We start from the raw sequence: 18,907 nt of genomic DNA on the forward strand, positions 1-18,907 counted from the left end.
TGGGGCGGGGGCCCCCCCCCCTGCCCCACCCACGGCGTCGCCTCCCCTGCCCCCCGCGTCCCCCCCCCCCCGGGGGGGGGGGGGGGGGGGGGGGGGGGCCCCCCCCGCCTCCGCGAGCGAGGTGGCAGTGGGACTCGCGGAGACTCCCCCTCACCCGGATCGCATCTTGCGATGCGATCCGACCTCTCCCCGCAAGCGGGGAGAGGTGAACGACAGCGATCGAGGGATATGACACGATGACCGCCATGCTGGAGATGCGCAACGTCAGCAAGAGCTTTGCAGGCGTGCAGGCGCTACGCGACGTCAACTTCTCGGTTCACGCCGGGCAGATCCACGCGCTCGTCGGCGAGAACGGTGCCGGCAAGTCGACGCTGATGAAGGTGCTCAGTGGTGTCTACCCGCATGGAAGCTATGAGGGCACCATCGTCTTCGACGGCGAGGAGCGGCGCTTCCGCGACATCAACGATTCCGAGGCGCTCGGCATCATCATCATCCACCAGGAGCTGGCGCTGATCCCGCTGATGTCGATCGCGGAGAACATTTTTCTGTCGCATCCGCCTTCAAAGCTGGGCGTGATCGACCGCGACGAGGTGTACCGGCGCACACGTGAGCTGCTGGCGCAGGTCGGCCTGAAGGAATCGCCGGACACGCTGATCACCGATCTCGGCGTCGGCAAGCAGCAACTGGTCGAGATCGCCAAGGCGCTGTCCAAGCGGGTGCGGATGCTGATCCTGGACGAGCCGACCGCGAGCCTCAACGAGGCCGACAGCGCCGCGCTGCTCGAACGCCTGATGGCGTTCCGCGAGCAGGGCATCGGCTCGATCCTGATCTCGCACAAGCTCAACGAGGTCGCCAAGGTCGCCGACCACATCACCGTGCTCCGCGACGGCCGCACTGTCGACAGCATCGATTGCCGCGCCGAGCCGATTCAGGAAGACCGCATCATCCGCAGCATGGTCAATCGCGACATGGCGCACCGTTTCCCGGAGCGCAGCGTGAAGATCGGCGAGCCCGTGCTCGACGTCGCGAACTGGTCGGTCTATCATCCCATCCATCCCGAGCGGCAGGTGATCAAGAACGTCAATTTCGGCGTCAGGCGCGGCGAGGTCGTCGGCATTGCCGGACTGATGGGCGCCGGCCGCACTGAATTCGCCATGAGCCTGTTCGGCCGCTCCTGGGGCACCAATATCAGCGGCAGCATCCGGCTCGAAGGCAGAGACATGGTGCTGCCGAGCGTCGCGGCGGCGATCGACGCCGGCCTTGCCTATGTCACCGAGGATCGCAAGCAGCTCGGCCTGATCCTGGCCGACGACGTCCGCAAGAACATCACGCTCGCCAGCCTCGACCAGGTCGCGCCAAGCCGCGTGATCGACGACATCGCCGAGCTGAAGATCGCCAGCGACTATCGCACCCGCATGCGCATCCGCTGCTCCGACGTCTACCAGGAGACCGGCCAGCTCTCCGGCGGCAACCAGCAGAAGGTGGTGCTGTCGAAATGGCTGATGACCGACCCCAAGGTGCTGATTCTGGACGAGCCGACGCGGGGCATAGACGTCGGTGCCAAATACGAGATTTACTGTATCATCAACGAGCTGGCGGAGGCCGGCCGCGGCGTCGTGGTGATCTCCTCGGAGATGCCCGAGCTACTCGGCATTTGCGACCGCATCTGCGTCATGAACGACGGCGCCTTCGTCGGCGAGTTCAGCGGAGCCGAGGCGACGCAGGAAAAGATCATGCGCGCCATCATGCGCAACGAACGAAACATTGGGAACGCCGCGCCCGCGGCCGCGGAAATGGGAGGAATGCAGCCATGACCGACAAGACGGTATCGCTGCCCGAGGAGCGCCGGCACGGCAGCTTCATCAAGAACAATTTGCGCAACTACGGCATGCTGATGTCGTTGATCGCGATCATGCTGTTCTTCCAGGTCATGACAGGCGGCACGCTGTTGCAGCCGCTCAACCTGACCAACCTGGTGCTGCAGAACAGCTACATCGTCATCATGGCGCTCGGCATGCTGCTGGTGATCGTCACCGGCCATATCGACCTGTCGGTCGGCTCGGTCGCCGGCTTCGTCGGCGCGGTGGCCGCGGTGCTAATGGTGACCTACAAGATCGACTACACGCTCGCCTTCATCGCCTGCCTGTTGCTGGGTGCGGCGATCGGCGCGGCGCAGGGCTATTGGGTGGCCTTTTTCGGCATTCCGTCCTTCATCGTGACGCTGGCGGGCATGCTGGTGTTCAAGGGCCTCGCGCTCGCGGTGCTGCAAGGGCAGTCGCTCGGCCCGTTCCCGGCGACCTTCCAGAAACTGTCCTCCGGCTTCATTCCGGAGCTGCTGCCCGAAGCCGGCACGCTGCATCCGACCTCCATGCTGATCGGTGCCGTGCTCGCGCTCGGGCTCGTCTATGCCAGCGCCAAGGGCCGCTCGCGCGAGCAATCGCACGGCATCGAGGTCGAGCCTTATGCGTTCTTCCTGGGCAAGAGCGTCCTGCTCGCTTGCGCCGTGCTCTATTTCACCTATCTGATCGCCTCGCATCGCGGCCTGCCGAACGTGCTGGTCATCATGACCGCGCTGATCGCGCTCTATGGCTTCGTCACCCGGCGCACCGTGATCGGCCGGCAGGTCTACGCGGTCGGCGGCAATGCGAAGGCGGCAAAACTGTCGGGCATCAAGACCGAACGGCTGACCTTCCTCACCTTCGTCAACATGGGCGTGCTGGCCGCACTCGCCGGTCTCGTCTTTGCCGCGCGCCTCAACACCGCGACGCCGAAGGCGGGATTGGGCTTCGAACTCGACGTCATCGCCGCCTGCTTCATCGGCGGCGCCTCGGCCTACGGCGGAGTCGGGCGCGTCGGCGGCGCCGTGGTCGGCGCCATGATCATGGGCGTGATGAACAACGGCATGTCCATCCTCGGCATCGGCATCGATTATCAGCAGGTCATCAAGGGCCTGGTGCTGCTCGGGGCGGTGTGTATCGACGTGTATAACCAGCGGCGGTAGCCGCATTGACGGTCTGGTAGGGTGGGCAAAGGCGCGTAGGCGCCGTGCCCACCATCTTCTCTCGTGGCACTATGGTGGGCACGCTTCGCTTTGCCCACCCTACGGCAGCGGTGATTGCGTCGTGAACAGCACCGTCGCGATCGCGACGGAGAGGATTACCGCCGATACGGTTGCCACGGTCGACAGGACCCCCATTCGCCGGAGCGCGATGGCGAACACGATGATGATGGGGGTCGCGGTCATCAGCCCGATTTGTGCATCGCTCATTGCATCGCTCGCCGTTTTGCGGAACCACCGGATGCACCGACCCTATGGCGGTGAGGCGGGCGGGACGTTGCGATAGCGCAAACCTGCCTCCCGCCAGTTGCACTATTTGTCCGGCGACAAAGTTGGAATCGCGCCGGTGGGATATCTGTTCGGCGTCTTGATGCGGAAGTCAGATGTCGGCAACGGATTGCGAACAACAGGGAACCGGCTGGGGAATCCTGGAAGATCTTCCCGGCGATCCCATGATCTGGGTGCTGATCTTCAGCGAGCTCGCCGCCTTCGGCCTGTTCCTTGGCGCTTTCGTCATCGCGCGCGCGCTTCACCCGGCGGTCTTCGCGGCCGGTCAGGCCAGCCTTGATGCGCATCTGGCGGGAATCAACACCATCGTGCTCGTGACCAGTGGCTGGGCTGCCGCGCGCGGGGCGGCTGCTGCACGGGCGGGCGAAAGCCGGCGTGCACGCGGCTGGCTGTTCGGCGCCATGGCCCTTGGCGTCGTCTTCATCGCGGTCAAGCTGTTCGAATATGCCGGCGAGATCGCGTTAGGAAACGGCCTGGAGACCAGCCCGTTCTTCACGCTGTACTTCCTCCTCACCGGCTTCCATCTCCTGCATGTCGGCCTCGGCATCGTGATCCTGGCCGTGGTGTCCCGGGGTGCCCGAGCGGCGGGCGTCGAGACCGGAACCGCTTTCTGGCACATGGTCGACCTGCTCTGGATCGTCATGTTTCCCATCATCTATCTGGTGCACCCGTGACTCCGGATCGTCTCGACATCACCTGGATCACGTTGATCGGCCTAGCGCTCGCGACCATTCTGGTGCCGCCGCTGGTGTCGCGTCCCTTGTTCGCCAACGCCTTGCTGCTGACGTTTGCCGCTCTCAAGGGCCGCCGTATCGTGCTCGATTTCCTCGATCTTCGCTCAGCGCCGACACTTTGGCGCGGCCTCGTCAGCGCCTGGGTCTTCATCGTGGTGCTGTTTGCCTGGCTCGCATCAGCCGTCGTTGCCCTGATCTGACTGGCGGTTGCGCATCGTCGCGCTGCTTGCGCTTCGTCAAAGAGTACCCCCGGGCAATCGGCAATAAATCGCAGCATCGCATCTTTCTCAGGAATCAAACGGAAAGGATTGGCAATGGCTGAACGCCTGACCAAGTCGGCCGCTCGAAATGTCTTCTACGGCGGTTCGGCCTTCTTCTTCGCCATTTTCATAGGGCTGACGGCGCACAGCCATTACTACATGGCGACGACCTCGACCGACGCGAAGACGCTGACGTCGTCGGTCGCCCGCGGCAAGCATGTCTGGGAGAAGAACTCCTGCATCAACTGCCACACGCTGCTGGGCGAGGGCGCCTATTTCGCCCCAGAGGTCGGCAACGTCTGGGATCGCTGGGGCGGCAACGAGGATCCGGCCGCCGCGCGCGAGACGCTGAAGGCCTGGATGCAATCGCAGCCCTCGGGCGCGGAGGGCCGGCGGCAGATGCCGCAGTTCAACCTCACCGACCAGGAACTCAACGATCTCGCCGACTTCCTGCAATGGACCAGCACGATCAAGCGTCAGAGCTGGCCGCCGAACAAGGCCGGCTGAGCATGATCCGGAAAAGTGTGAAGTGGTTTTCCGAAGAGATCATGCTCAAGCAACAAGCAAGGCGCACAGCTTTCCTCTTTCAAGACAGGGAGAACCCGAGATGAAGTACCAAACCCAGAAAGTCGCGATGCTGTATTTCTACGGCGCGCTGACCCTGTTCCTAGCCCAGGTCGTGTTCGGCCTGCTCGCCGGGACCATCTACGTCCTACCCAATACGCTGTCGACGCTGCTGCCGTTCAACATCGTCAGGATGATCCATACCAACGCGCTGATCGTATGGTCGCTGATCGGCTTCATGGGCGCGACCTACTATCTGCTCCCGGAAGAGACCGAGAACGAGCTCTACAGCCCGCTGCTGGCGAAGATCCAGTTCTGGATGTTCTTTGGCGCAGCCGGCGTCGCCGTGGTCGGCTATCTCTTCCACTACCACGAGGGCCGAGAGTTTCTCGAACAGCCCTTCATCATCAAGGTCGGCATCGTCGTCGTCTGCCTGATGTTCCTGTTCAACGTCACGATGACGGCGCTGAAGGGCCGCAAGACCACGGTCACCAACATCCTGTTGTTCGGCCTGTGGGGCGTTGCGATCTTCTTCCTGTTCGCCTTTTACAACCCGGCGAACCTTGCCGTCGACAAGATGTACTGGTGGTACGTCGTCCATCTCTGGGTCGAGGGCGTGTGGGAGCTGATCATGGCCTCCGTGCTCGCCTATCTCATGATCAAGCTCAACGGCATCGATCGTGAGGTCGTCGAGAAGTGGCTCTACGTCATCATCGGCCTTGCCCTGTTCTCGGGCATCCTCGGCACCGGCCACCATTTCTACTGGATCGGCGCGCCCGGCTACTGGCAGTGGATCGGCTCGCTGTTCTCCACGCTCGAGGTTGCGCCGTTCTTCACCATGGTGATCTTCACCGTGCAGATGACCTGGAAGGCCGGCCGCAAACATCCGAATCGCGCTGCGCTGTTGTGGTCGGTTGGCTGCTCGGTGATGGCGTTCCTTGGTGCCGGCGTGTGGGGCTTCCTGCACACGCTGTCCTCGGTGAACTACTATACCCACGGCACGCAGGTCACCGCCGCGCACGGCCATCTCGCCTTCTTCGGCGCCTATGTGATGCTGAACCTGTCGGTGATGGCCTATGCGATCCCGCAGATCAAGGGACGCGCGCCCTATAACCAATGGCTCTCCATGACGAGCTTCTGGATCATGTGCACGGCCATGATGACCATGACTTTCGCGCTGACCTTCGCCGGCGTGGTCCAGGTTCACCTGCAGCGCGTGCTCGGCCAGGGTTACATGGACGTCCAGGACCAGCTCGCGATGTTCTACTGGGTCCGGCTCGGCTCCGGCGTGTTCGTCGCGATCTCCGCGCTGATGTTCGTCTGGGCCGTGCTGGTGCCGGGCCGCGAGAGGCAGGCGACCATTCCTGCGGCGCTGCAGCCGGCCGAGTAAACGAGAGAAAGGGCGGCCGCGGTTCGCCGCGGCCGCCCGCTTCCTGGAAAATCCGGAGAGACATCATGAAAGCTGCCCTTCACACGGTAACTTCGGCCCCCGAGCTGCCGGCCTATGTTCCATCCGGAAACGAATGCGAGCTTTTCGAGCATGCCTGGCGGCGTCGTCTGCCGGTTTTGCTCAAGGGGCCGACCGGCTGCGGCAAGACGCGCTTCGTCGCGCATATGGCGGCGCGGCTGGGCCTGCCGCTTCATACAGTCGCCTGTCATGACGACCTCACTGCCGCCGATCTCACCGGCCGCTATTTGCTCAGGGGCGGCGACACCGTGTGGACCGATGGTCCCCTGACGCGCGCGGTGCGCGAGGGCGGCATCTGCTATCTCGACGAGGTCGTGGAGGCGCGCAAGGACGTCACCGTGGTGCTGCATCCTCTGACCGACGACCGCCGTATCCTGCCGCTGGAGCGGACCGGCGAGGAGCTGGTGGCGCCGAACAGCTTCATGCTCGTGGTCTCTTACAATCCCGGCTACCAGACGCTGCTGAAGGCGCTGAAGCCATCGACGCGCCAGCGCTTCATCGCCATCGAATTCGGCTTCCTGCCGCCCGAGCAGGAGATCGCCGTCGTGTCCGCCGAAAGCGGACTGTCGCCGGAGCGCGTGCGGCCGCTGGTGGGGCTGGCTGGTCGGCTGCGCGCGCTGAAGGGCCACGACCTGGAGGAGGGCGTCTCGACCCGGCTCGTGGTCTATTGCGCGACCCTGATTGCCGCGGGCACGCCGATCGCCGATGCCGTGCTGGCCGGCATGATCGAGCCGCTCACCGACGATTCCGACGTGAAGGCGGCGCTGCTGGACGTCTCACGCGCCGTCATCGGGTAAGGCCGCGCCCATGCTCGACTTCCTCGAACTGGAGGAGACGGTCGGCCGCGCCTGGCACAGGATGGTCGGCGGCACCGCGAGCTATCCGCTTCATGATGATCACGCCGTTGCACTGACCGAGGTGCGAGGCCGGCTCGCGGTGATGTTCCGCGCGCTTGGCGGCGAGACCGGGGTGCAGATTGCAAGCGCGGGCGCGCGAAAATCAGGGCACCGTCTCGGCTGGCGGCAGCGCATCGGCCTCGGTGACGAGCGCCTCGAGCAGCCGGGCCGTGACGCGGCGACCATCTTCCTGCCCGATCGGATCTCGATCTTTCCCGACCGCGCCTTGAACGCGGCGCTCTATCGCTGGCTTGCGGCATGGTTCGCAGCTGCACCGATCGAGACGATCACGGAAGCCGATCCGCTGCGGCGGGATCTTCTGGTGTTGCGCCGGGCAAGTGAGACGGCGGTCTGGGTGCTCACGCAATTCCCCGGGCTCGTCGCCGATTACACCCAACTCGCGGCAGCAACCGCCAAGGCCCGGCCTCGTCGCCCCCTGCCGCGCATCGAGCAGGAAGTTGAGCAGATCGTCTTGGCCTTGCTCGGCGCCGGCAAGGCGCCTGCGGGTAGTCTGTGGCCGGCGATGATGGGGACGGGCCTGCTGCCGGACAAGGCGCCGCCGGGCTATCATTCGATCCTGCCGTGCCCGCTCTGGGGTGATTGCTGGACGCGCGAGCTCTCGCCCGCGCATGCAGGCGAGGACGAATGTGCCCCGGGCGCCGAGCCCGAGGCCCAGGACAATCGCAAGCGCTTTGCCGTCCGCGAGCGCGAGGACAATGCTAACCGCCGCGATCCCTTCGTGCTCAACCGCTTCGAGAAGATCCTCGCGATGGCCGAGATGGTCAATGTCGACCGTCCGGCCGACGACAGTGAAGACGAGGATGCGCAGAAGGCGGCCGACGATCTCGAGGAGATCACGCTCAGCCGCCGCACCGGCAAGCCGGCGAGCCGGTTCAAGTTCGATCTCGACCTGCCGCCGGAGGCCCTCGATGCGTCGCGGCTGAGTGCGGACCTTACCTATCCCGAATGGGATTACCGCAGCGGATCCTATCTGCCCGATCATTGCCGCGTGCTGGCGGGTGCGGCCTCCGAGCAGGGTGAGAGCTGGACGCCTGACGACGCCATGCGCCGGCACATCCGCCAGGTGCGCCGCCGCTTCGAGGTGTTGCGGCCGCGTCACGAATTGATGCGCGCCCAGCTCGACGGACACGATCTCGACCTCGACGCGCTGGTGCGCGCGCGCTGCGACCTCCGCGCCGGCAGCAGCAGCGGTCTCGATCGCATCCATGTCGCGATGCGCCCGCAAGGGCACGATCTCGCCGTCACGCTACTCGTCGACGTCTCGCTGTCCACGGACGCCTGGGTCGACGGCTACCGCGTGCTCGACGTCGAGAAGGAGGCGCTGCTGGCGCTCGCCCATGGGATTTCGGCCTGCGGCGATCACCACAGCATCCTCACCTTCACTTCACGTCGGCGGTCCTGGGTGAGGCTCGAGACGGTCAAGGCCTTTGGTGAGCCGATGAGCGGGACGGTCGAGCGCCGCATCGGCGCGCTGAAGCCGGGCTATTACACGCGGATCGGCGCGGCGGTGCGCCACGCCGCAGCCGAGCTCGCCCGCCAGCCGCAGCGCAAGAAGCTGCTGCTCGTCCTCACCGACGGCAAGCCGAACGACGTCGACCATTACGAGGGCCGCTTCGCGCTCGAAGACACCCGCAAGTCGGTGCGAGAGGCGCGCCGGCTCGGCATCGCCGCCTTCGGCGTCACGGTGGACGCAACCGCGCAATCCTATTTCCCGACCCTGTTCGGGCGCGGCGGCTATGCCATCGTCGGCAACATCAAGCGGCTGCCCGCGGCGCTGCCGGCGATCTACCGGCAGGTCGTGCACTAACGGGGGAAGCCCGCGGAGACGCTTCCCCTTCGAACTATTGCTCATCAGCTGGGTATATGATCGAATGGCCGGATGGACGACTTCCGGTCAAAACCCGACCTGATCATCTTCGACTGCGACGGCGTACTCGTCGACAGCGAGCTTTTGAGCTGCCAGTGTCTGTCCGAGGTGCTGGCCGAATTCGGCATTGCGCTCACCCAGACGCAGGCGCTCGAGCTTTTTCTCGGGCGCAGCACCAAGGCGATCGAGCAGCATTATCGTGATCTCGGGCAGATCGTGCCGGATGGCTTTCTGCCGCGCCTGAAGTCGCATGTGCTGGCGACGTTCGCGGGCTCACTCCGGCCGATCCCCGGCGTTGCCGCCATCATGTCCGACCTGCGAATGCCGTTTTGCGTGGCGTCGTCGAGCGACATCGACCGCGTCTCGCTCTCTCTCGACGTCACGGACTTGCGGGCGCATTTCGGCGAGCGGATCTATACCGCGCAAATGGTCAGGAACGGCAAGCCGGCGCCCGATCTGTTTCTCCTTGCGGCCGAGAAGATGGGCGCGCAACCTGCGCGTACCCTGGTGATCGAGGACAGCGTCAGCGGCGTGCAGGCGGGCAAGGCGGCCGGCATGACGGTCTGGGGATTTGTCGGCGGCAACCATTATCGCGGTCGCGACGGCCGGGCTATATTGTCCGAGGCGGGGGCCGACCGGGTCTTTGCGCGCATGAGCGATTTCTGGGAGGCGTGAGGCCCGCATGGCCGCCGAGAACGACAAATCCCGACTCGACGACGCCGCGCGCGCCGGCTGGCTGTATTTCATCGCCGGTCACACCCAGGACGAGATCGCAAGGATGCTCCAGGTCTCGCGTGCCTCGGCGCAACGGCTGGTCTCGTTGTGCCTTGCCGAGCGTCTCATCACCTTCCGGCTCGAACACCCCATCGCCGCCTGCATGGAGCTTGCGGCGCGCTTGAAGGAGCGTTTCGATCTCGCTCACTGCGAGGTGGTGCCGGCAGATCCGGCGGCGCCGCAGGCTACTTCCGGCGTCGCCGAACGCTGCGCCAATCTGCTCGATGCGACGCTGCGTTCGGAGACGCCCGTGATCGTCGCGCTCGGCACCGGCCGGGCGGTGCGCGCCGCAGTCGAGCGCGTCACGCCGATCGACCGGCCCAATCACCAGATCGTCTCACTGGTCGGCAACATCTCCGCCGATGGTTCGGCGAGCTTCTATGACACCGTCGGCCGGCTCGCCGACCGCACCGGTGCGCGGCACTATCCGATGCCGCTGCCGTTCCTGATGTCGTCCGAGGACGAGCGCAACAAAATGGTCCGCATTGAGCCGATCGCCAAGGTGAAGGCGGTCGCGGCCAAGGCGGACTTGCGCCTCGTCGGCATCGGCCAGATGGACCAGAAGGCGCAGGTGCATGTCGACGGTTTCGTCACCCGTGACGAATTGTTCGAGATGATGCGGCTGGGTGCCATCGGCGAGATCACCGGCTGGGCCTATGATTCCAAGGGCCGCCTGCTCAAGGCCGGCACCAACAAGCGCCTCACCAGCATCCCGCCCGAAGTGCCGGCGAAGGCCACCACCATCGCCGCCGCGGTCGGTGCCGCCAAGGTGCCGGCGATCGCGGCAGCGCTGAACGGCGGCCTAATCAACGGGCTGATTACCGACGAAACGACCGCGCAGGCGATTTTGGAGCGGTAGGGCGAACTGGCGCGGCTGCGGGACTTGGCTCCCTCTCCCGCTTGCGGGAGAGGGGTGGGGAGAGGGTCTTTCCGCTGGGAAGACTCCCCAAGAGGTGAAAGCCCTCACCCGTATCGCATCTTCGATGCGATCCGACCTCTCCCGCAAGCGGGAAAGGTGGAGCAAGCCGCGCCATCCTCTTCCATTCGCTCGCAACTCCTTCCGCACCGCAGCACTCATAAGTTGCGCAAACGGCTCTGCGCCTGCTTGACAATCCTCCTCCCTTGCGTTGAACATACGCCCAACGCGTGGGCATATGCTCAAAACGCGAGTTTGAGGGAGGTCACCGTGAAACATGTCTTGGGCGCCGTCTGTGGCGCGTCTGTTCTGTTGCTGGCCGTCCCCGCGATGGCCGAAACGACCCTGACGATCGCCACCGTCAACAATGGCGACATGATCCGCATGCAGGGGCTGACGGCTGAATTCACCAAGAAGTACCCCGATATCACCGTGAAATGGGTGACGTTGGAGGAGAACGTGCTGCGCCAGCGCGTCACCACCGACATCGCCACCAAGGGCGGTCAGTTCGACGTCCTCACCATCGGCACCTATGAGGTGCCGATCTGGGCCAAGAAGGGCTGGCTGGTGCCGCTCGCCAATCTCGGCGGCGATTACGACGTCGCCGACCTCCTGCCCAAGATCAAGGATGCGGTTTCCGTCGACGGCAAGCTCTATGCCGCGCCGTTCTACGGCGAAAGCTCGATGGTGATGTATCGCACCGATCTGTTCGAGAAGGCCGGCCTGAAGATGCCGGAAAAGCCGACCTGGGATTTCGTGATCGACGCCGCCAAGAAGCTGACCGACAAGAGCGCCGGCACCTACGGCATCTGCCTGCGCGGCAAGGCCGGCTGGGGCGAGAACATGGCGTTCCTCTCGGCCATGGCCAATTCCTACGGTGCGCGCTGGTTCGATGAGAAGTGGGAACCGCAGTTCAACACGCCGGAATGGAAGACGACGCTCACGACCTATGTCAATCTGATGAAGGAAGCCGGCCCTCCCGGCGCGAGCTCCAACGGCTTCAACGAGAACCTGGCGCTGTTCAACGCCGGCAAATGCGCGATGTGGATCGACGCCACGGTGGCGGCGTCCTTCGTCACCAATCCGAAGGATTCCAAGGTCGCCGACAAGGTCGGTTTCGCGCTCGCGCCCAACACCGGGCTCGGCAAGAACGCCAACTGGCTGTGGGCCTGGAATCTTGCGATCCCCGCCGGCTCCAAGAAGATGGAAGCCGCCGAGAAGTTCATCGCCTGGGCGACGAGCAAGGACTATACCAAGCTCGTGGCATCGAAGGAGGGCTGGGCCAACGTGCCGCCGGGCACGCGCACCTCGCTTTACAAGAACGATGAATATCTGAAGGTCGCCCCGTTCGCCAAGCTGACGCTAGCCTCGATCGATGCGGCCGATCCGAACAAGCCGACGGTGAAGCCGGTGCCTTATGTCGGCGTGCAATACGCTGCGATCCCCGAATTCCAGGGCATCGGCACCCAGGTCGGCCAGCAATTCTCCGCCGCGCTTGCGGGCTCGATGACCGTCGACGCCGCGCTCACCGCGGCGCAATCGGCAACCGAGCGCGAGATGAAGCGCGCCGGCTACATCAAGTGAACCCGAGCTCTTCCTCCTGAGCTCAGACTAGCGGCCATCCAGCGTCATGGATGGCCGCCTTCTTCACGCCAGCGGAGAAGCGTTGATGGCAACCCGGCAGACGCAGACCCTTGCGCGCTCGCTCCTGACGCCGGCCGTCGGGCTGCTGTTCATCTGGATGATCGTCCCGCTGGCGCTGACGATCTATTTCTCGACGCTGCATTACAGCCTGCTCGATCCGGGCTCGGAATCATTCATCGGGCTGGAGAACTTCCGCTACTTCCTCACCGATCCCGCCTTCCTGGCTTCGCTCCAGAACACGCTGGTGCTGGTCGGCTCGGTACTGGCGCTGACGATCCTGCTCGGGATTCCGCTGGCGCTGCTGATGGACCAGCCGGTGATCGGACGCAATTTCGTCCGGCTGATGGTGATCGCGCCGTTCTTCGTGATGCCGACGGTGAGCGCGCTGGTCTGGAAGAATTTGCTGATGCATCCGGTGTCCGGCCTGTTCGCCTGGCTCGCCTCGCTGTTCCATCTGACGCCGATCGACTGGTTCAACGACGTGCCGCTGTTTGCCGTCATCCTGATCGTGACGTGGCAATGGCTGCCCTTCGCGACGCTGATCCTGCTGACCGCGCTGCAATCGCTCGACGAGGAGCAGAAGGAAGCCGCCGAGATGGACGGCGCCAGCGCCGTCTCGACCTTCATCTACATCACGCTGCCGCACTTGGCGCGGCCCATCACCGTGGTGATCCTGATCGAGACGATCTTCCTGCTCACGGTCTTTGCGGAAATTTATGTCACCACGGGCGGTGGCCCGGGACTATCGACCACCAACATCGCCTTCCTGATCTATGCGCAGGCGCTGATCCAGTTCGACGTCGGCAGCGCCTCCGCGGGCGGCCTCGTTGCTGTCGTGATCGCCAATGTCGTCGCCTTCTTCCTCGTCCGCATCGTCGGCCGCAATCTGGAGGCTTGAAGCATGGCTCGGATGGCGACGACGCGGCGGGTGGTGATATCGACAATCGGGGCGTGGTTCTTCGGCTTCCTGATCTTCTTCCCGATCCTCTGGATGGTGCTGGCGAGCTTCAAGACCGAGCTAGAGGCCTTCGCCATCCCGCCATCCTTCCTGTTCTTCCACTGGACCACCGAAAACTATGCGACCGTGCAGGAGCGCAGCGACTATTTCCACCACGCCATGAACTCGGTCATCATCGCAGGCGGCTCGACGCTGATTGCCCTTCTGATCGCGATCCCCGCCGCCTGGTCGATGGCGTTCTCGCCGACCAAGCGCACCAAGGACATCCTGCTCTGGATGCTCTCGACCAAGATGATGCCGCCGGTCGGCGTGCTGGTGCCGATCTACCTGATCTACAAGACCTTCGGCCTGCTCGATTCCCGCATTGGCCTCGTCTTCATCCTGTGTCTCGGAAACTTGCCGATCGTGATCTGGATGCTGTTCACCTATTTCAAGGAGATCCCGCGCGACATCCTTGAAGCCGCGCGCATGGACGGCGCCACCATCGGCCGCGAACTCGTCTATGTCTTGACGCCGATGGCGATCCCGGGCCTGGCCTCGACCATGCTGCTCAATTTGATCCTGGCCTGGAACGAGGCGTTCTGGACGCTCAATCTGTCGACGTCGAACGCTGCGCCGCTCACCACGTTCATCGCCTCCTATTCGAGCCCGGAAGGGCTGTTCTGGGCAAAGCTGTCGGCGGCCTCGACGCTGGCGATCGCGCCCATTCTCGTCCTCGGTTGGTTCAGCCAGAAGCAGCTCGTGCGCGGGCTCACCTTCGGCGCGGTGAAGTAGAAGGGCTGCCGGATCATGGGTCAGATCACACTTCAGGGCGTGCAGAAATCCTTCGGCCCGGTGCACATCATCAAGGGCGCCGACCTCGACATCGCCGACGGCTCCTTCGTGGTGTTCGTGGGCCCCTCCGGCTGCGGCAAGACCACGCTCTTGCGGCTTATCGCAGGGCTCGAAGACGTCTCTGGCGGCAAGATCCTGATCGACGGCAAGAACGTCGTCGATACGCCGCCGGCCAAGCGCGGTCTCTCGATGGTGTTCCAGTCCTACGCGCTCTATCCGCATATGAGCGTGCGCGGCAATATCGGCTTCGGCCTGAAGATGGCGGGCCTCGCCAAGGAGGAGATCAACCGCAAGGTCGAGGCGGCCGCCGCGACGCTGAACCTCACGCCCTATCTCGACCGCAAGCCGCGCGAGCTTTCCGGCGGCCAGCGCCAGCGCGTCGCGATCGGCCGCGCCATCGTGCGCGAGCCCAAGGCCTTCCTGTTCGACGAGCCGCTCTCCAACCTCGATGCGGCGCTGCGCGTGCAGATGCGCATCGAGGTGACGCGGCTGCAGAAGCAGCTCGGCACCACCGCGATCTACGTCACCCACGACCAAGTCGAAGCCATGACCATGGCCGACAAGATCGTCGTCCTCAACGGCGGCAAGATCGAGCAATATGGCTCGCCGCTGGAGCTCTACGAGCGGCCGGCCAATCTCTTCGTCGCCGGTTTCATAGGTTCGCCCAAGATGAATTTCGTCACCGGCGAGCTCGCGTTGCAACGTGGTGCGGCCACCATCGGCGTCCGGCCGGAGCACCTCAAGATTGACCGCGATGGCACCGGAGGCTGGCAGGGGACCATCGCGGTGGCCGAGCATCTTGGCAGCGACACCTTCCTTTACGTCGATGCCGGTCCGCTCGGCATGCTGACCGCACGCTACATCGGCGAACTGAGCCTGCATGCCGGCGACCGCGTGTCGCTGGTGCCGGACCCCGCGCGCATCCATCGCTTCGACGACGGCGGTAACGCGCTTCGGAACTAACAAGAAACGGGAAGACCACCATGTACCTGGAAAAATTCAAGCTGAACGGCAAGACCGCGTTCATCACTGGCGGCGGGCAGGGCATCGGCCTTGGCTGCGCGGAAGCGCTGGCCGAAGCCGGCGCCAGGGTCATCATCGGCGACCGCGACAGCAAGGTCGCCGACAGCGCCAGGGCCAGCCTGAAGGCGAAGGGCTTTGACGTGGAGACCGCGATCATGGACGTGACCGACACCAAGCGCGTGGCGGAGGTCGCGAACGACCTCGTCGCCCGCTACGGCAAGGTCGACATCCTCGTCAACAATGCCGGCATCGCCCGCAGCGAAACCCCGGCGGAGACCGTTACCGACGAGCACTGGCTCAACGTCATCGACGTCAATCTCAACGGCACCTTCTGGTGCTGCCGCGAATTCGGCAAGCACATGCTCAAGGCCGGGAGCGGCGCCATCGTCAATGTCGGCTCGATGTCCGGCTTCATCGTCAACAAGCCGCAGGAGCAGTGCTTCTACAATGCCTCCAAGGCGGGGGTGCATCATTTGACCAAATCGCTGGCCGCCGAATGGGGCGCGCGGGGCATCCGCGTCAATGCGGTGGCGCCGACCTATATCGAGACCCCGCTGAACGCCTTCGTGAAGAGCAACGCCGAGATGTATGACGCCTGGATCGGCGGAACCCCGATGGCACGGATGGGGCAGGTCGAGGAGATCGCCTCGGTCGTGTTGTTCCTGAGCTCCGAAGCGGCGAGCCTGATGACCGGCAGCATCGTGCTGGTGGATGGCGGCTATACTTGCTGGTAGGTTCACCGTCAAAGCTGACGGAAAGCGACCGGGAGCGACAATGCCGCGAGCGTATATCGGCGTCGACGTGGGGACCACCAGCACGCGGGCCGGAGTGTTTGACGAGGCCGGCACGCTTTTAGCCACCGCCCGGCATCCGATCCGCATCTGGCACGAGGCCGGAGATATCGTCGAGCAGTCGTCCCAGGACATCTGGGAGGCCTGCGCGACATCGGTGCGGGCCGCGATGGCGGAAGCCGCCATCGCGGCCGACAGTGTCGGCGGCATCGGCTTTGACGCGACCTGTTCGCTGGTTGTCCTCGACAGGCAGGGCGAGCCGCTCACGGTCAGCGCATCCGGCGACAAGCAACGCAATGTCATCGTCTGGATGGATCATCGCGCCACGGCCGAGGCGCGGCTGATCAACGAGACCGAGGACGCCGTGCTGCGCTATGTCGGCGGCTCGATCTCGCCCGAGATGGAGATGCCGAAGCTATTATGGCTGAAGCGGCACCTGCGCGCGAGCTTCGACGCCGCCGGACACTTCTTCGACCTCGCGGATTATCTGACCTGGCGCGCGACGGGATCGCTCCAGCGCTCGACCTGCACCGTCACCTGCAAATGGAACTATCTCGCCCATGACGGCGGCGGCTGGAGCGCGCAATTCTTCAAGCGCATCGGCCTGTCCGACTTCGTCAACGAGAAATACGCCCGCATCGGCACCGAGATCGTCGCCCCCGGCACGCGGCTGGGCGCGGGGCTCACCGGCACAGCCGCTGCCGAGCTCGGCTTGTCGCCGGGCATACCGGTCGGCGCCTCGCTGATCGATGCGCATGCCGGTGGCATCGGCGCGATCGGCGGCCGCGACGGATCGGGCGGGGCGAGCGATGTCAGCGACCGGCTTGCCTACATCATGGGAACGTCGGCCTGCATCATGGCGACGACGACCGAGCCCTGCTTCGTCCCCGGCGTGTGGGGGCCTTATTACTCCGGCATGGTTCCTGATTTCTGGCTCAACGAGGGCGGCCAGTCGGCCGCGGGCGCGGCGATCGACCATCTCCTCAGATCGCATCCGGGCCATACCGAGGCGAGCGCGGCGGCGCGCAGCGAGGGTCTCGACCTCATCGACTTCCTCGAGCGCCGTATCATCGCGCGCGCAGGCAGCGCGAGCCGCGCAGCGCTGCTCGCCCGCGACATCCATGTTCTTCCCGAGTTCATCGGCAACCGCTCGCCCTACGCCGACCCTGATACGCGCGCGGTGATCGCGGGCCTCGATCTCGACACCGACATCGCCGCGATGGAGCGGCTGTTCGTCGCCGGCCTGTGCGGACTCGCTTATGGGCTCGCCGAGGTGATCGAGGCATTTGCCGCGCATGGCGTTCGCTCCAGCATCATGATCATGGGGGGCGGTGCGAGCCGCAGCCCGTTGGTGCGGCAGATCATGGCGGATACGACGGGCCTCACCGTCGCGCTGCCGCAGACCAGGGAGCCGGTGCTGCTGGGGGCTGCGATGCTGGGGGCGGTGGCCGGCGGCGCCTATGCCTCGATCGGCGAGACCATGGCAAAAATGTCGGCGCTGGGACGGAAGAGCGAGCCGACCGCGCCCGACATGGCCGCGTTTCACGCCCGCAAGCGCGAGGTCTATAAGCTCCTGCGCGACGTCGATCGCGGCAGCCGCGCGGCGATGGCCGACATCGCGAGAGGTTGAAGGACATGCTGATTGCCTGCGGCGATGCGCTGATCGATTTCGTGCCGACGGGAAATGCGCAAGGACGCGAGGCGGTGATGCCGGCGGTCGGCGGCTCCTGTCTCAACGTCGCCATCGGCATGGCCCGGCTGGGCGCACCTACTGGATTCGTCGGCGGCATCTCGACCGATTTGTTCGGGCGGATGATTGCAGATCATGCGGCGGCCTCCAACGTCGACCTCAATCTCGCCACCCGCAGTGATCACCAGACCACGCTCGCTTTCGTCCGCATCGTCGCGGGCGAATCGCATTATGCCTTCTACGACGCCGGAACCGCGACGCGGAACTGGACCTACCGGCGCGGGACGATTCCGTTCGCGCATGTGGACGCCGTTCATGTCGGCTCGACCACACTCGTCAACGACCAGGGCGCGGCCGAGACGACAGCGCTGATCGCGGACGCGCGGGCGTCGTCGACGATCTCGTTCGATCCGAACTGTCGGCCCAATCTGGTCAAGGACAAGCCGGCTTACCTGGCGCGCATGGCCGAGTTCACTGGCTGCGCCGATCTCATCAAGATGTCCGACGTCGACTTCGCCTATCTCTTCGGCGACGAGCCTTACGAGCAGCGGGCGAAGGCGCTGCTCGGGCAGGGCACGCGCCTCGTCGTCATCACCCGCGGCAACAACGGCGCGATCGCATGGCACGCGGGGGCAGGGCAGATCGAGGTCGCCGCGCCCAAGGTCGAAGTCGCCGACACGATCGGCGCGGGCGACAGTTTTCAGGCGGCGCTGCTCTTTGCCCTGCACAAGCAGGGGCGCATTGCCCGGCAAGCATTGAAGGACATCAGCGCCGTCGAGCTCCGCCGGGCGCTGTCCTTTGCCGCCAATTGCGCCGGCCTGACCTGCACCCGCCCGGGCGCCGATCCGCCCTGGAGCCATGAGATCAATTGGAGCTGGTAGCCCGTTTTTCCCTTCTCCCCTTGTGGGAGAAGGTGGCGCGAAGCGCCGGATGAGGGGTATGCACCCACGAGCGCGAGAGCTTCGTTGGCCGCGCGAGACCCCTCACCCGTCTCGCCGCTTCGCGGCGATCCACCCTCTCCCACAAGGGGCCTGTTGCGTTATCGGTCTTGGAGGCTGAGGACATGAGGAGAGAGGGGCGCGGTCACGGCAATTGCCAGCGAGGTCTCTAGTGTTCGCCCT

At 64.8% G+C, this 18,907-nt stretch carries 18 protein-coding genes; 17 read left to right on the top strand and 1 reads right to left on the bottom strand.

What is annotated here, in order from left to right:
* Positions 1-236: 236 nt before the first annotated feature.
* Positions 237-1,814, top strand: a complete 1,578-nt coding sequence (mmsA, locus tag GGD62_RS39815) for a multiple monosaccharide ABC transporter ATP-binding protein (protein ID WP_183714626.1) — start codon at positions 237-239, stop codon at positions 1,812-1,814.
* A complete protein-coding gene (mmsB, locus tag GGD62_RS39820; RefSeq protein ID WP_018315912.1) occupies positions 1,811-3,001 on the top strand; it encodes a multiple monosaccharide ABC transporter permease in 1,191 nt (396 codons plus the stop codon). The genes mmsA and mmsB overlap by 4 nt, the downstream gene beginning before the upstream one ends.
* A gap of 99 nt (positions 3,002-3,100) precedes the next feature.
* Here the strand turns inward: mmsB and GGD62_RS39825 are convergent, their stop codons facing one another.
* A complete protein-coding gene (locus GGD62_RS39825) occupies positions 3,101-3,268 on the bottom strand; it encodes a hypothetical protein (protein ID WP_018315913.1) in 168 nt (55 codons plus the stop codon).
* A 173-nt stretch (positions 3,269-3,441) separates the two neighbouring features.
* On the opposite strand from GGD62_RS39825, the gene GGD62_RS39830 reads away from it, so the two are divergent.
* The 15 genes from GGD62_RS39830 to GGD62_RS39900 all read left to right on the top strand — a co-directional run bounded on the left by GGD62_RS39830 (position 3,442) and on the right by GGD62_RS39900 (position 18,667).
* Positions 3,442-4,020: a cytochrome c oxidase subunit 3 family protein gene (locus GGD62_RS39830; protein WP_026201572.1), complete on the top strand. Its 579-nt coding sequence runs from the start codon at positions 3,442-3,444 to the stop codon at positions 4,018-4,020.
* A complete protein-coding gene (locus GGD62_RS39835) occupies positions 4,017-4,280 on the top strand; it encodes a cytochrome C oxidase subunit IV family protein (protein ID WP_183714629.1) in 264 nt (87 codons plus the stop codon). Before GGD62_RS39830 ends, GGD62_RS39835 begins: the two co-directional genes overlap by 4 nt.
* A 114-nt stretch (positions 4,281-4,394) precedes the next feature.
* Positions 4,395-4,847: a cytochrome c gene (locus GGD62_RS39840; protein WP_018315916.1), complete on the top strand. Its 453-nt coding sequence runs from the start codon at positions 4,395-4,397 to the stop codon at positions 4,845-4,847.
* Between the two features lie 100 nt (positions 4,848-4,947).
* Positions 4,948-6,294, top strand: a complete 1,347-nt coding sequence (locus GGD62_RS39845; protein ID WP_092256289.1) for a cbb3-type cytochrome c oxidase subunit I — start codon at positions 4,948-4,950, stop codon at positions 6,292-6,294.
* 65 nt (positions 6,295-6,359) lie between these two features.
* Positions 6,360-7,169 carry a CbbQ/NirQ/NorQ/GpvN family protein gene (locus tag GGD62_RS39850; RefSeq protein ID WP_018315918.1) on the top strand — a complete coding sequence of 270 codons (810 nt, stop codon included), beginning with the start codon at positions 6,360-6,362 and terminating at the stop codon, positions 7,167-7,169.
* Positions 7,170-7,179: 10 nt separating this feature from the next.
* Complete coding sequence (locus tag GGD62_RS39855) at positions 7,180-9,096, top strand: nitric oxide reductase activation protein NorD (protein ID WP_183714632.1); 1,917 nt, start codon at positions 7,180-7,182, stop codon at positions 9,094-9,096.
* 72 nt (positions 9,097-9,168) lie between these two features.
* Positions 9,169-9,831: an HAD family hydrolase gene (locus GGD62_RS39860; RefSeq protein ID WP_179737517.1), complete on the top strand. Its 663-nt coding sequence runs from the start codon at positions 9,169-9,171 to the stop codon at positions 9,829-9,831.
* A 7-nt stretch (positions 9,832-9,838) separates the two neighbouring features.
* The gene (locus GGD62_RS39865; protein ID WP_183714635.1) at positions 9,839-10,789 is read left to right on the top strand and encodes a sugar-binding transcriptional regulator; all 951 of its coding nucleotides are present in this window, start codon (positions 9,839-9,841) and stop codon (positions 10,787-10,789) included.
* A 327-nt stretch (positions 10,790-11,116) separates the two neighbouring features.
* Positions 11,117-12,430, top strand: a complete 1,314-nt coding sequence (locus tag GGD62_RS39870; protein WP_018315922.1) for a sugar ABC transporter substrate-binding protein — start codon at positions 11,117-11,119, stop codon at positions 12,428-12,430.
* 85 nt (positions 12,431-12,515) lie between these two features.
* On the top strand, positions 12,516-13,388 hold the full coding sequence (locus GGD62_RS39875) for a carbohydrate ABC transporter permease (protein WP_183714637.1): 873 nt from the start codon (positions 12,516-12,518) through the stop codon (positions 13,386-13,388).
* A 3-nt stretch (positions 13,389-13,391) separates the two neighbouring features.
* Complete coding sequence (locus GGD62_RS39880) at positions 13,392-14,222, top strand: carbohydrate ABC transporter permease (RefSeq protein WP_018315924.1); 831 nt, start codon at positions 13,392-13,394, stop codon at positions 14,220-14,222.
* Positions 14,223-14,237: 15 nt separating this feature from the next.
* Positions 14,238-15,245: an ABC transporter ATP-binding protein gene (locus tag GGD62_RS39885; RefSeq protein WP_183714640.1), complete on the top strand. Its 1,008-nt coding sequence runs from the start codon at positions 14,238-14,240 to the stop codon at positions 15,243-15,245.
* A 20-nt stretch (positions 15,246-15,265) separates the two neighbouring features.
* Positions 15,266-16,039: an SDR family NAD(P)-dependent oxidoreductase gene (locus tag GGD62_RS39890; protein WP_183714643.1), complete on the top strand. Its 774-nt coding sequence runs from the start codon at positions 15,266-15,268 to the stop codon at positions 16,037-16,039.
* A gap of 40 nt (positions 16,040-16,079) precedes the next feature.
* On the top strand, positions 16,080-17,726 hold the full coding sequence (locus GGD62_RS39895; RefSeq protein ID WP_183714646.1) for an FGGY-family carbohydrate kinase: 1,647 nt from the start codon (positions 16,080-16,082) through the stop codon (positions 17,724-17,726).
* Between the two features lie 5 nt (positions 17,727-17,731).
* The gene (locus GGD62_RS39900; RefSeq protein ID WP_183714649.1) at positions 17,732-18,667 is read left to right on the top strand and encodes a carbohydrate kinase; all 936 of its coding nucleotides are present in this window, start codon (positions 17,732-17,734) and stop codon (positions 18,665-18,667) included.
* Positions 18,668-18,907 lie beyond the last annotated feature (240 nt).

Source organism: Bradyrhizobium sp. ERR14 (genome assembly GCF_014198235.1).
Lineage (GTDB): Bacteria > Pseudomonadota > Alphaproteobacteria > Rhizobiales > Xanthobacteraceae > Bradyrhizobium.